The organism is Rhizobium mulingense (assembly GCF_029194105.1).
GTDB lineage: Bacteria > Pseudomonadota > Alphaproteobacteria > Rhizobiales > Rhizobiaceae > Rhizobium > Rhizobium mulingense.
In genome coordinates, this window is record NZ_JARFVE010000022.1 from 1 (window position 1) to 13,368 (window position 13,368).

General features: G+C 59.1%; 9 protein-coding genes and 4 pseudogenes. 5 read left to right on the top strand and 8 right to left on the bottom strand.

Annotated features, from left to right (window positions below; genetic code table 11):
- The first annotated feature begins 201 nt into the window (after positions 1 to 201).
- The 3 genes and pseudogenes from PYR71_RS29095 (at position 202) to PYR71_RS29105 (ending at position 2,499) form a co-directional block, all read left to right on the top strand.
- The gene (locus PYR71_RS29095) at positions 202 to 435 is read left to right on the top strand and encodes a hypothetical protein (protein ID WP_016737406.1); all 234 of its coding nucleotides are present in this window, start codon (positions 202 to 204) and stop codon (positions 433 to 435) included.
- 67 nt (positions 436 to 502) lie between these two features.
- Positions 503 to 1,070 (top strand): annotated as a pseudogene (locus tag PYR71_RS29100) (ATP dependent DNA ligase); the annotation flags it as partial.
- Between the two features lie 1,192 nt (positions 1,071 to 2,262).
- Positions 2,263 to 2,499 (top strand): hypothetical protein, encoded by a 237-nt coding sequence (locus tag PYR71_RS29105; protein ID WP_158464442.1) that lies wholly within the window; start codon positions 2,263 to 2,265, stop codon positions 2,497 to 2,499.
- 77 nt (positions 2,500 to 2,576) lie between these two features.
- Here PYR71_RS29105 and PYR71_RS29110 read toward each other — a convergent pair whose 3' ends face one another.
- Positions 2,577 to 3,593 (bottom strand): sensor histidine kinase, encoded by a 1,017-nt coding sequence (locus PYR71_RS29110; RefSeq protein WP_029532363.1) that lies wholly within the window; start codon positions 3,591 to 3,593, stop codon positions 2,577 to 2,579.
- Between the two features lie 203 nt (positions 3,594 to 3,796).
- On the opposite strand from PYR71_RS29110, the pseudogene PYR71_RS29115 reads away from it, so the two are divergent.
- Positions 3,797 to 4,334: pseudogene (locus PYR71_RS29115) on the top strand (PAS domain-containing protein); the annotation flags it as partial.
- Here the strand turns inward: PYR71_RS29115 and PYR71_RS29120 are convergent.
- The 6 genes and pseudogenes from PYR71_RS29120 to PYR71_RS29145 form a co-directional block, all read right to left on the bottom strand.
- Positions 4,312 to 5,272, bottom strand: a pseudogene (locus tag PYR71_RS29120) (ISNCY family transposase); the annotation flags it as partial. The pseudogenes PYR71_RS29115 and PYR71_RS29120 sit on opposite strands and share 23 nt — an antisense overlap.
- Before the next feature lie 240 nt (positions 5,273 to 5,512).
- Entirely contained in the window at positions 5,513 to 6,499 is a 987-nt protein-coding gene (locus tag PYR71_RS29125; protein WP_064820003.1) for a hypothetical protein, read from the bottom strand.
- Positions 6,500 to 6,600: 101 nt separating this feature from the next.
- Positions 6,601 to 7,260 (bottom strand): DUF1007 family protein, encoded by a 660-nt coding sequence (locus tag PYR71_RS29130; RefSeq protein WP_016737409.1) that lies wholly within the window; start codon positions 7,258 to 7,260, stop codon positions 6,601 to 6,603.
- A 731-nt stretch (positions 7,261 to 7,991) separates the two neighbouring features.
- Positions 7,992 to 9,006, bottom strand: a pseudogene (locus tag PYR71_RS29135) (nucleotidyl transferase AbiEii/AbiGii toxin family protein).
- The gene (locus tag PYR71_RS29140) at positions 8,999 to 9,568 is read right to left on the bottom strand and encodes a DUF6088 family protein (protein ID WP_225884183.1); all 570 of its coding nucleotides are present in this window, start codon (positions 9,566 to 9,568) and stop codon (positions 8,999 to 9,001) included. The pseudogene PYR71_RS29135 and the gene PYR71_RS29140 overlap by 8 nt, the downstream one beginning before the upstream one ends.
- Positions 9,569 to 9,713: 145 nt before the next feature.
- The gene (locus PYR71_RS29145) at positions 9,714 to 9,923 is read right to left on the bottom strand and encodes a hypothetical protein (protein ID WP_064820004.1); all 210 of its coding nucleotides are present in this window, start codon (positions 9,921 to 9,923) and stop codon (positions 9,714 to 9,716) included.
- A 321-nt stretch (positions 9,924 to 10,244) separates the two neighbouring features.
- On the opposite strand from PYR71_RS29145, the gene PYR71_RS29150 reads away from it, so the two are divergent.
- Positions 10,245 to 12,854, top strand: coding sequence for a hypothetical protein (locus tag PYR71_RS29150; protein WP_064820005.1), 2,610 nt, complete (start codon positions 10,245 to 10,247; stop codon positions 12,852 to 12,854).
- Between the two features lie 208 nt (positions 12,855 to 13,062).
- On the opposite strand, the gene PYR71_RS29155 is transcribed toward PYR71_RS29150, so the two are convergent.
- Entirely contained in the window at positions 13,063 to 13,353 is a 291-nt protein-coding gene (locus PYR71_RS29155) for a hypothetical protein (protein ID WP_004672580.1), read from the bottom strand.
- Between the last annotated feature and the right edge of the window lie 15 nt (positions 13,354 to 13,368).

Below are 13,368 nucleotides of genomic sequence, written 5' to 3' on the forward strand. Positions count from 1 at the left end.
CCAAGCGCTGATCTACAGCATATGGGGGGTCAAAATTGGACGCCGATAAGGGGTGAACTTTGGACGCCGATTGACAGTGACCGTTCTCGACTGTGGCGTCCTTTGAGTGGGGAACGACCGCCGTCAGGATCCCGAAGAGTTGGAGACTGAGGTCTTGTTGTAGATCGCTCCTCCGCTATGTCGATAGCTGGAGGATGTCACATGCCAACGCACGACAAACACTTCCGCATGCTTTCGGAAGCGGTACAGGCTTGGTACCGCTATTACGAGGTCGAACCCGACGACCAGGCGTCGCAAACCTTGTGCTCGGCCGCCATCGAGTTCTTCAACGAAGGCGCGAGATCGTTAGAGGATGTCACGACGCTGCTCATCGGCACCTATGTCGGCAGGTGGGCAACACGTGTAAACGCGCCGACGTCGGCTGCCGTTCACTGACCTGCCCGATTGACTGCATAACCAGGCTTCGCCCTGAGCATTCTTAATCGATCGACAGCTTCCAGCCGACGGCCACGACCTCACTGGAACCGAACTCGCCTCGCGACGCCATCTTCTGGAAGGGCTGGTGCCGGCAGGCGGCGAAGACGCCCTTCGACTGTCCGAGGAGATCGAGACGGACGGAGAGGTTCTCCTGCGCATCGCCTGCGACCACGGGCTTGAGGGGATCATCGCCAAGCGAAGGGACGCCACCTATCGACCCGGTCGGCTGGGTGAAGATCAAATGTGTCCAGAGCGATGGCTTTTTAATCATTGGGCATGAGAAGTCGACGGCGTCATTGCGGGCATTGGGCGGCTGCTGCTCGCCGCGCAGAGGAAAAGAGCTGGTATGTGGGGGGAGTGGGAACCGGCTTCAGCGAATATTCTGCGGGTGAGTTCCGGAAACAGATAGACAAACTGACCATCGGCAAGCCCCCTGTCGATACGGACGGAAGTGAAATGCGGTCTTCGTCGATCCGAAGCTTGTTGCCGAGATCAAATATCGAGCGTGGACGCACGACGGGAAGCTGCGGCACGCGTCATTTAAGGGGCTGCGCGACGCTGCTGATAACGCAGGCGTTTATGAGGTGCAATAATTCGCCGGCGCCGCTACGACCCGTAGCGGCCAATTCACGCCCGCGATGGGCTGAAATCCGTCCCTGGTCGCTGAATGAGGTTGCAGTTTACAATTTCTTCCGGTCCTCCTGCTTAGGTGTGATTATCCGCACGAAGCGATAGAGCCATGGAACCGGCTGGAAACCTGCGACACGACATCGAAGCGGCACTGCAACGTCAAAACTTGACGGGTTGGCAGCGAACGTTTCTTGCCGACATCCACGCTCGCCTTGAGCGTTCTGGCGGAAATGCTCGCCTCTCAACAGTGGCGAAAGACTTTCGAGATTCTAAGGCAGCGCGCTCGGCCCGCCCCATCGCAATCCGCGGTCGTTCCCTTTCCCCGATCTCGCCACCAGCCCAAGAAAATGTTCGTCCCCAGTTTTGGTAGAGCAGGCAGACGGCTGGCCATTGGGCTCCTGATCGTTGCTGCTGTGGCCGTCGCACAGCAGGTATCCGATTTGGGAGGGCAATTTCAGTCAACTCCGGCACAGCGAGGACATCTGTGGCCCAGGAATTCACGGTGACCGACGGAGACACCGTACACGTCGTTGGCGATGCCGCCGGAACACGTTTGGTGGGCTTCAACACGCCGGAGAAGTTCTCGCCCCAATGCTAATATGAGCGCCAACAGGGCGAGCGGGCGTTGGCGCGGCTTCGAGAGCTGGTTGCCGGCGGCAGCACCGAACTGAGAAAAGTCGCGTGCTTTTGTCCGCCGGACACCGAAGGTACGAAGAAATGCAACCATGGCGCCCTTTCGGGATGCTGTTGGTTGACGGGAAGGATGTCGGCAGCATTCTGATCAGCGAAGGCCTTGCAGTACCATTCGTCTGCGGCCGCAAGAGCTGTCCTCCGAGGCCGAGACCATGGTGCAAGGCATAGCCGACGAAATCCGGTGGACCCGTTGGATAGTGAGCGCCTTATGACGACCATCGAAAAAAGCGCGCCCCTGACTCCTTTTTTGAAAGGAACGAAATGGGAACATTCCTGAGGCGCTCTATTCCATCTCGAATACGGAGGATCCGGCATGCCTACGGTGTTGTTCAGACACGACCAAGACATCTCGCTTAATGATGTACTGAAGATTGCAGTAGAACGTTGCAGGCAGTGCTATGAAGTGTTCGCGGAAGATGGTTCGAGGTCTCGTCGGACGCTATGTCGCGGCGAGCGCGGGACGTGTCTGATGCCCTCGATTTCAGTGAAGAACCATATTTCTCGCCGGAGACGACGAGGAAGGTTCTTAAGCTTCGCAATGCGGTGTGGGGTATGTGCTTCGACTATCTCGGTGAATGCGGCCACCTGGGCAAATCAACCGACCTTCTCAGGATGGACCAGGACCTGGAATACGTCGTCGAAAAACTCGTCATCTACCACCTGTCTCCTCAGGAGATCGAAGAGGCTGAGGCCGAGTAGGCGCATGAAGGCCAGTTGTTTCGCTGATCTTGGCATCGGCGACGACACGGAGCCTCGGGGCAGCATTTGACATCTCTTCATACTTCAAGATCCGGACAATTTTGATATTGCAGTTTCTGAAGCGATGCCTCGAGGTCGAGCTTGAAGCCGGTTGCGGCGTAGTCAAACGAGACGTCTCCGAAAGCGGACAGGCTCGTATTGACCAAGCGGGAGCCGAAGCCCTTCTTCTTTGGGGCTTCCACGGCTGGGCCACCGCTCTCTTGCCAATGGAGATTGAAGCGATCGTCGCCGACATTTTTGCGCACGGACCACTCGATCTCGACAGTTCCTGTATCCCCTGATAGAGCCCCGTACTTTGTCGCATTGGTGACAAGCTCATGCAGCACGAGGGCGAAGCCAAGAGCCGCTTGCGGGTTCAGGCTGACTGCCGGACCGCTTGCTTTGATGCGGCTCGGTTCAACGCCGAGATTCACCGCGGTCGCTTCGATGATCGTATCGACGGCTGCGGATAACCAGTTCTTCTGCAGCAAAATATCGTGCGCGTTTGCATATGCCTTGATGCGCGACGAGATCGACTGCTCCGCGGCTTCGATGCTGGCGGCGTTCCGGAATGACTGGTTGGTGATCGCCTGAACGACTGCCAGCGTGTTCTTGATGCGGTGAGAAAGTTCGTGCATCAGGACGCGCTGTCGCTCCTCATTTTCCCGCTGCTCGGTTCGATCCCTGAGGATCTTCACGAAGCCTTCGAGTTCGCCATCATCCGATCTCAACGCCATCATCTGGCCCGACGCCCAGAATAACGAGCCGTCCTTTCGAAGGTGCCAGCGCTCATCATCTCCATGGCCCTGGGTCAGTGCGGCGGTCATTTCCCGTTGAGGAATGCCCGCCGCGCGGTCTTCCTCAGTGAAAATAACGGCCACGGGATGGCCGACGATTTCGGTCTCATCCCATCCGAGAATTCGGCGGGCACCCTCATTCCAGGTGATCACTCGGGAGTCGAGATCCAGGGCGATGATCGCATATTCGATGGCACTCTGAAGGATTGCTTCGAGAAAGCGCTCCCGAGCGCGACTGGAGGTGGAAATGGGGTTCATGATTTTATTCTGCGCCTGATCCTTCCGGTCGCGCAAGCGGAATTGCCTTACCTCATCCCATACAGGCGCAATGACAACGCCATCGAACCGTGACTCCCGGACGGGCTGGTCGGGAAGCCTGCCGCATAGGCCAAGTCGGTCGATCGTCTTTTAGGAAAAAGACGGCGTGCGACGTTATCGGACCTCTTATTGAGCGTGGAAGGATGACGACCCAATTTGACAAAGACTTACCTTCGGTATCGTCAGAAGCAGCCTTGGCCGACCGGAAAGAACTTGCGGCGGTCGCGTTCGAACGAATAGGATGCCGATGGTCGTCAATGACGCGCGCAAGCCGGATCTGCCGATCGGGCTGGCCTACAGATCATTCCTCGAGCTGACCGGTTGCGCCGCCGGAGAGGTGCTGGGCCGGAATTGTCGTTTCCTTTAGGGCCCGGCGACGTCTCCGATCGCCGTCGCCGAACTTCGCGCTGCATCGCCGACGAGCGGGAGGTGAGCGTCGAGATCTTGAATTATAAGAAGAACGGGGAGCAGTTCTGGAACCGCTTGCATTTAAGTCCCATCCATGGGGACGACGGAAGGATGCTTTATTTTTCGGATCGTAAATCGACATGACGGAGTACCGGCGGATAGAGGCGCTGGAAGCGTCCGAGCATCGGCTGCTGACGGATCGGCCACCGGTCGAAGAACGTCCTCGCCATCGCGGACAGCATTGTTCGCCTCACCAACGCCGACGATCCGGCCGGAGGCGGGCAAAGAGGGCGAGATTGTAAGCGACCACCGATGACCAGACATAAGCCTTGAAGTGGTCGAGCCCACGCCAGGTGCAGCGCCCCAAGCCACAAGCGCGTTTCAAACATGAGATGCCGGCCTCGATGCCGGCGCGGAAGTTTCTGAGCTTGCGATAGACCCCGGCTACCGACCATATCTTCGATCTTGAGGCCGCACTTCTTGTGGAAGGCCATGTCGCGGATGCCGCAGGCTTTGGCTCGGCTCAAATTATCGCGGCTGGCATAGCCGGCCCTGATGCGGCGCCTGGCCATAAAAGGCGATGTGGCGTTCCAGCATCGGCAGCAAACGCTTGCTGTCTGCCGGTTGCCGGTTTCGACGACGAGGTCGAGGACCAGTCCGCTTCTGCCGGTGGTCAGATTGAGTTTGTGGCCGTAGTCGACGTCGCGGCTGCCTTCGACGATGATGTCGGCATGCGGCTCGAAGAGGCTCACCAGCTTCTCGCCAGCCGGCACCGGCTCGCCGGCCAGGACCCGCCGTTCGGTCTGGCCGATGATCCGGTCGATCAGCAGCTTATAGTGGCGGGGCTGGGTCTGCCACAGTTCGCCGGCCGGGCCAGCCGTCAGGGGCAACTGTTCACTCGCCTGCTGCAGATAACTCAAGGTCGTGCGCGTGATCTTGAGCAGTTCGCGGTAGTGCTTGATCCGTTTGGGGCGGCCGCGGGTATTCGATCGCTCGAGCCCGCTTCTTTGCCGCGCGGCGGTGGTCGTGCCATGGGATGGCTCTACCCAGTGCCACGGCCTGCTGCAACAGCCGCACCGTCACCCGGACAGCGTCCCATAATAGGCTACGGTCGCTCGGCTCATGGATCAGTGCGGCGGTGACGTGCTGTCGACGCGCACGACCTTGCCACTTTCCAGCTTCTCCTGCCGGGCGCTCGCCAGCAGCACCCTGCCAGAATAATTTTGCCCTGCGAGGAAAAGCAAAATTCGTGCGTGTTTGTGCCTGTGGTTCCCGAGGTTGCGAGTGTCGCGGCATTCAGGATAGAACGAGCGAGTTCCATCTCAGTGTGCTCCAAGCATTGGCGGCGACGAGGAGGCTGCTGCAGCAATGTTATACGCAGAGGACTTTGGTCGTCAAAGCTAAAGGTGACATTCAAAACGACGATCGTTTTCTCAGATGCCACCCGCTTTTCAATTGGATGCTTGGCAGAGGGGAATTGGACGCGGCGGTGGTGCTGGATGATCCTGCTTATATCTTGCGATGATCGGCTCCAGCCGCTCTTTCGGCCAGAACTGCGGAGAGCCGATCTCGCCAAGGCAGGTAGCGTTCCAGTATGATCCAGCGCTTACTGGCGACTTGCCCGATGTCGTTGCCCGGCCGACCGCGGCGATGTCGCGCGCCTCCGGGTAGATATAGAGCGTCGTCGGATTATCCTTGACCATCGACAAGACTTCCGGGGTCTCTTCCGGCGACCAGCTGGTGCATCCGTCGCTTCGCCCGCCCGCATAGGTGACCAACTTCCCGACAGGGACATAGCCTTTCCGATCGGCATATGGGCTCTCCGGCTTTTTCTGCATGCAGATCCCAGAGACGAGCGCCGCAGCATGCCCGCCGATGGCGCGTTGTCTGGCGTTGGCGGTATCGCCGATCCCATCGAATTGAACAAACGAGCGGGTCAAAACCGCCTCTCTGTTAGAAGGCGCCAGATAATAGCCTTTGAACGAGGTCTTGATCTCGCTTGTCAGATACGCGCCGGCGGTCAAGTTTGAGTCCAGCGCGTTGCCAAAATTCTTAGCGCATTCCCGGCCGTTGGAGAAGTTGACCACGCCAGGGAGGTTGAGGCCGCCACCATGCCCTGCCGAGATCACCCGAAACGACTGCTTCGCCTCGCAGATCACGTAGAACCGGCCAACTGTCAGATCGTTGGGTCGTGTCGCATCCATTGCGAAGTAACAGGCGTTCTTGACCGTTCCCTCCGCGACCTTCTCCAGATATAACCTCCGCGCCCGCTCCAGAACCACGCGCGTGATCTGGCCTTTCCCGTCGCCGACGTAGTCTGCTATCCAAGCCGGGAAAGGCGAACTCTTGCCCGCGGCACGTGCGGGAGTTGATCCGGACAGCATTGGTGCCAGGATGACCAACCCCGTTGCTAGCAAAAGGTTGAGCCTGGAACGCATCTGGTGCTCTCCGTGATGTAAACAAAGACCTGAATGACATCGATCATCATGACAGAGGCGACAACGAGGTTCGATAGTTCGCAATTATGCCTCGACACTCCTTAACAGCGCACTTCCAATCGGGTCGCAACAATCTGCGAGTAGTCTGTGCCCACTGGATCGTTGAAGAACATCGTCGTCAGCATCGCCTGATTTTCGGAAAGGATTTCTTTCGAGCCAGGCCTGACGACTTTGTGAGTGCAACCGCTAAAGCCTTCGCCCGAGATTTTCAGATCGGCATCGCTGGCAAAATCGAGAGCAGTATAGAGTGTCGGATCATAAACGCCGAAAACAATCAATCCTTTGAGCGGCGTCTTGGCCATTGGCTTCTGTGCGAAAGACAGGGTGAGGGAGCCGTTCTCATAGGTCCCATGCAGGATGTCCGGCTTCGCAAGCGCGAGTGTTTTCCCATTGATCGTGATGTTCATATAATAGTTGTACTGCGCAAGCGACTCCCGGACTGTTTTGGCGACGGCAGCAACTTCCGCAGGGTCGAGGGCATTGTTGCGGTTCTTGTCGTAGTCGAGCAGCACTGACGACGAAAACACCTCATCGAACTGCCATGTGTCGCGCAGCTCCTGGAGGCTTCCATCGGGCGCCGCGACCGCCTCGAATTTCGCATCAACGAAGATATGGGGATGGGCGAACGTGTTAGTCGGCATCCCGAGGAGGAGAAGTGAAATTGCCATAGTGGCGTGGCGGCGTTTGTTCGCGAGGCTCATGCTACGTGAGTGTCGAGAAGATTGCGACGGATTTAAGTTTCGATCGCCGTGGTTTACCGGAATGCACCTTCCGCTATTTCGCCGCCGAGACGTTGGTCGAGTTCCTCGTGCTGGCCGTTGCGGCAACTTGGCGATTCACGCCGCCACCGCGCGCCTATCGCTGCGGCAGCACAGCCGGCTTCGACGCATCTTCATTCAGACAAGGCGATGGCAAAAATCATCGTCACGCCCGGGCGCGCTGGCCCTGTCGAGATTGCGGCCTTCCTGATGAAAGGCGACATCGATCCGCTGGACGCCAAGAAGTGACCGTCGTCTTGTCGACCCCCCCTGCGGGAATAGAGCCAATCAAGCGTGCGGCGCGCCAGTGGGAGGATGGCACTTGGCGCGAGAACGTGCCGTTGCGGCAAGTGGAACATCCGTGTCGATTCTCGCGTCAGCGATTTTGAGCTTGCTCGGGCTTCCGGCGAGATTGAAATTGGGAATTGGAATGCCTTCACTGCAAACACACCGGATCTTCGTTTTACGTGGCGCAACTTTCCTCAAACGAACCCGCGCCCGTGCGGTATTTGGCCACATCCTCGCCGAGGCCGGAGCCGGAATAACCGGGTCACTCTCATCACATCAAGGGTGCCTGCCACGAGCAAACGCCTAATAATTGGCGCGAAGCCAAACCGCGTCGGTGACAGGGCACTCACAGTAATGGGCAGGTGCGGCTGTGGGCCGGCAATTGCTTATTTTGACGCGTCGCTTTTGTTGGCATGCGCCTGAATTTGCGTGCATCGCTCGATCAGGTGCTCGAACGGCTCGGAATCGCCGAGCAGCAGGCCGTCGTCGACCATGCGCACGTAATCCTCGCCGAGCGCACGCAGACCTTCTCCGGATGGCGTCAGAACCAGATTGCCGTTGACGGCTGCGGCGTAGTCGATGGGCGAGCGGTCGGCCGCCTTTTCCGCAAAAAACATGGATTTGTGTTTCGCCACGGCATTGGCGAGTTGCCGATCCGCGGATGCTTTGTCGGCGAAACCAGCATCGTCCAGCCGGACGACATCATGCCAGTGGCGGGCAAAACGATCGCCGCGAAGGCGCTCCTGCAGGCAGAAGACATGGATGGCGGTCGCTTTCTCCCAGAACGTCCGCTCCGCGTGCATGACGCGGGGACTCGCTTTCGGAAATTCGACACCATCAACCTGGCCCGACGCGTCACAGTCGATATCGCGGATACTGGCCGGCTCGCCGGTCGACGCGCTCCGAATTCGAGCATGACGCTCGGGGCGACATAGCCGGATCCGCTGCTCACCGCTTCATAGTCGAGGTAGAGCGTATCGTCCTCGAGGCGGATTGCCGCCGGAAGAGATTGAACGCGCAACGCGCCATAACCGGCTCCACCGAGCCCGCCACCCAGACCGGAAGCCGCTTTCGCACCTCGCTGGTCCAGTGTTTCTCCTCGCTGCGGGTTTTCGGCAGTGCTTCGTCATTGTCGCCAACAGTCCGGCGCCAGGGCGCGGATATCGTAGGTCAGGTCGACATCCTCGGAGAACCTTTTGATGACACCGTAGGCTTTCGAAAGCGAGGTGCCGCCCTTGAAGACGAGATGCTCACCGAGCTTGGACGAAAAGAGCGTCTGCAGCGTCCAGACGACCCAGACATCCTTTTCGAGGAGATGAATGGGCCGTCCGCTGTGGTCGGCTGCCACAGCCAAGGCTTCGCGCCGGTCATCTTTGACAAGCTCAGGAATAGATCAGCGATGCGCAGCCCTTCCTACGCTTCTTGCAAGCCAGGTCGGAAACTGCGGAGCCGCCGCCACCAGCTCGCCGAACGCCTCCGGCGGCAGCTTTCGCTTGATCCGCGACAGTGCTTCATCGGCCCTCTCCGGCCCAAGCCATGCAAGTGCGCGGACCGCCACGCCAGCAGGTCGATCGGCCAAGGCCAATTGCCAGCGCGGCACGTGCTTGAGCTCGACCGTCTGCTGTCCAAGGGTCATCGTCCGGCTACGGCCGGATGTCAGGTAGACGGAGCGGACCGGGACCTGGGAGGTCAGGCCCAGGGCATTTGCCGCGGCGGCGCCATTCGAGACGATGACCTCACCGCGCTGCTGCGCCACCGCCTCTACGGCCTGTTCGACCGTCGGCGGCCGACTGCCAAAGCGACTTTTGACGGGCCGCATATAGATACCACGGCCCGCCCGGACGAGCTCGCCACGCTCGGCCAGGCGCGACAGAGCCTGATCCAGGGCGGCTCGATTTCCGAGATGCAAAAAACTCTTTGCCGAAAGCGCGGATCCTTCCGGCAGTCGTTCAGCATGTCCCATGATTTGCTATGTCAGCTTTTGCATGGCATTTCTCTTGTCAGAAATATATGCAAGTTTCTGACAGTTTGCAATGAGAGGGGAAGACGGCGAGCCCGGACGGTGCTGACCAATTTTTATCGGTCAGTGACCCGCTGTCTCTTCACAATCACGATTCATCTATCAGGCCGTCAAACACTTCCACCATCGCATCGCTGATGGCCTTGCCTAGCGCGGCTGCAGCGTTTGCAAGCGCCTCGTCGTCCATATCGCGAGCGGCCATCGCAAAAGCAGTTCCCTCGGACGTTATGATTTCCCGCGCCCGCTCAATTGCCCAAAGGCCGAAGTCGCTGCGGCTGCTGATTTCCACGGTTTCCATGTTGTCCCCTGATTTGTTCGAGAGGACGGCTTATACCGATTTGCCGGACAATGCAGTCTGAAAACCGAGCCCGAGGACCGACTTCGATCTGTCTCGTGAGCGCATTCCCTACGGGAGCGTGCTCTATTGCGCCGCACCTTGGCGACTGCGGTGTCACCAGCATTTGTACTGCGGTATAATTTGGAAGCTATGTGGGGGTCAATGGTTCAATTTTGCCGCTCCGATAGCACCCATTTGTCATATCACTGAAAAACTTCTGACCTAACGAGGCTTTCCGGGCCTCCGTTCAGGGTGCGGCCGTCGATCAGGAGTGACGAAATCATGTTGGAACGTGTTGGCAGCGGATCGAAAGAGGTCGAAACCCTGGTCGTGGACCTCGGCCAGAAAGACGTGACTGGCCGTTCTGCATCGACAAAAACCATCGACGCCGGCGAAATACGCAAGATCGCGCCGAGCGGCAACGGGCAGGCACTCGACATCTCCGCTGCGCGGGGCTTCGTCGGATTTACCCAGAGCAAAAGCGGCGCCACCGCGATCCTGGTCGATGCAAAGGTGAGCACGCCCGAAACCGACCCGGGCAACGATCTCAAGATCGACCTGGACGGCTTGAAAAAGGTTGCCGCTTCCGAATTCGGCAGCACCGTGCCCAATAATATCACTCACCTGTTCAACCCGACCATCGAGGCGATGGCCAACCAGTTTTACGGGGGAGACAGCGTCGAGGTCCGCGACAGGTTCAAGGCCGACGTCAAGGCGCTTCTCGGTCCGCTGCTCGACAAGGTTGGCGCGGGAGAAATCGGCATTGGCGATCTCGCCGGCAACCTGGAGCGCCTGACCTCGCGTCTGATCGCTCCCGGCGGCAAGGAAGTCTGGGGTTACCGTCACGCGGTGCAGACCGCGCTGGAAGGGCTCGTCATGAGCGCCAGCCTCGTCTCGAAGATGCCGGCCAATCCGGACTGGGACAAGAATTTCTCGCCGCTGCCTTCCAGCAATCTCGCCAGCTATTCCTTCAACGACGTCATGGCTATGATCATGGTCGGCACTGGGCTGGCCGGCAAGGAGATCGCCGCCAACGGCTCAGGTGACGGACGCTTCTTCGCCGGCAGCGGCGGCGACGCCTGGATCGCCGAGCGTATGTTCGGCACCAAGGACAATGGCTGGAGCAAGACCATCCAAAATCTCGATCTGCCCTATATCGACAGCGACTATCTGACATCGAGCCTCAAGAAGATGGACCTTGTCATGTCGGGCTCGGATGCCATCGAGCCGGTCGTGGAGCGCCCGATCGACGAGAACGACATCCTGGAAAGCAAGCTGCTGCGCGGCTACGCTCCGTCGACCGCCTATGAGCCGACGCTGAAGAAGCTCGACGAACTCAAATACGGCATTCTCGGCGACGCCGTGAAGGACGTGAGCCGGGATTTCGTCGCGCCCGACAACATGGACCACCTCGACCAGCTGACGCCGGAACAGAAGGCGACGCTGCTCTACGATCTCATCGAGATCAAACAGCAGTTCAATGGCTATATGAACCAGTATGGCGACAGCGTGCCCGATGGCGAGCGCGTCGGCAAGGACCTCGATGCGCGGATCGAAAAGCTGACGGCCGATCCGGCGACGCAGCAGCATCTCTCGGATATCTTCGCGAGCGGCATGAAGGAATATCTGCAACGCCCGGCGAATTCCGATCTGCTCACCAACATCGAAGACGCCTATCTGATCGATATCGGCGGCGGCAAGGCGATCGACCGGGCGCTGAGCGCCGGCAAGAGCTTCGAAGATGCCCTGAAGGATTATTATTCCGAACTCAACACGCTCGTCGATCTCCTGCCCCAGGATTATATCGACGCGCATCTCGACGCCGCGAACGTCACCTTCTCGAACGTCATCAAGGAACATTATATCGGCGACGGCCAGGGTGTCGATCTCGAGCCGCTGCTGTCGGGTCCGGATGACACCTTCGTGCCCGGCGCAACGAATGACGCCATCAGCCAGTTGGCAAACACCTTCGCCGAGGATTTCATCAGCAAAAACGGCCCGGCCGATGGCGGCGAGACGCTGAAACAGAACCTGGCACAGGACATAGCACGCGACGTCGACGGCGTTCTGCGGATGATGCGCGGCGGTATGAAGCTCGACGATGCGCTTGCCTCCTTCAAGGATTCGCTCGATCTGCCGCGCCAGACCCGGACACCTGCCGGCATCGATGCCGAAGTGTACAAGGCCGGTCTGATGCACGCCGTGCAGATGCTGACGATGTCGAGCGTGCTGGTGGCGCGCGGCCTCGGTGTCGGCGGCAAGTGGACGCCGGCCGATATCGCCGCTGCGGTCGGCTCGGCGACACAGATCGTCGGCATGACGATGGAAGGTCTCGGCAAGAACCTCGACGTTGCCGGCAAACCGTTCAGCGCCTTCGGCAATCAGCCTGGCAGCTGGGGCAAGGGGATCTCGATGAACTTCTCGCCGAAGACGATGGAAGCGGCAGGCAAGATCCTCGGCGCGGCCGGCGGCCTCGCCATGGCCGGCCTCGGCTTCTATTCGGCGTCGCGGTCGATGAAGGCCGGCGACCGCGCCAAGGGCGCGCTCGAAATAATCGGCGGCATTGCCGGTACCGGCAACGCGCTCATCGGTTTCTCCGAGGCGATGCTTTATCTGACCAATGCCATGTCCCGTGCCTTTTCCGGACTCGGAACGGTGGCGCCGGAAGTCGTGACCATCTTCAGCAGCGCCGCCAAAACCGGCCTTGCCGCGGCCGGACTGGTCACCGGCCTCGTTGCCTCGGCCGTCGGGCTAGCGCTTGGCCTGTGGGATATGGCCAATGGCGTGAAGAAGCTCGACAAAATGGAAAAGCAGCTGAACGAGAAGCTTGAACGCTACACCGGCGAGTCCGTGCATCTCGAATTTGGGCCAGACCCGTCATTCATCTGGTAGAGGCAGAGGGGCGGCAACGATGACCGCCACAGCCTGGGAAATACCCTGCGACCCCTCGGTAAAAATGTGATTTTTGATCTCCAGGCGCGAGGCCGCTGCATTTTATGCAACCGCGATGTCGCGATCGGGCTTGAATTATCACGCAAAGGTCGATCTTATGCCTAACGTAAGGTAAACGACGTCATCCGCGAAAAGCGGAAAAAGAAAATCAAAGGGAACGCATGTCATCGATCGCACCAGCATCTTCGGATATCGATACGGTTTCATTTCTCCGGCTAAACGCCAATTCCGATCCAAAGTCCGAAAATTCCACGAGCCAGGGCAAAACCACGAGCACCACGGTCAAGAAGGCATCGCCTTTTGCCTCTGACGGGACCACGACGGCAGCCCTGACGATTTTCTCCTCTATATCGGCGCAGACGAGCAGTCCGAAGTTCGTTTCGCTGGCCGCCACGTCGAATGGCACGTCCCGCCCTACCGCGCCGATCCAGCCGGTCATCGATCTCCTGTTCAA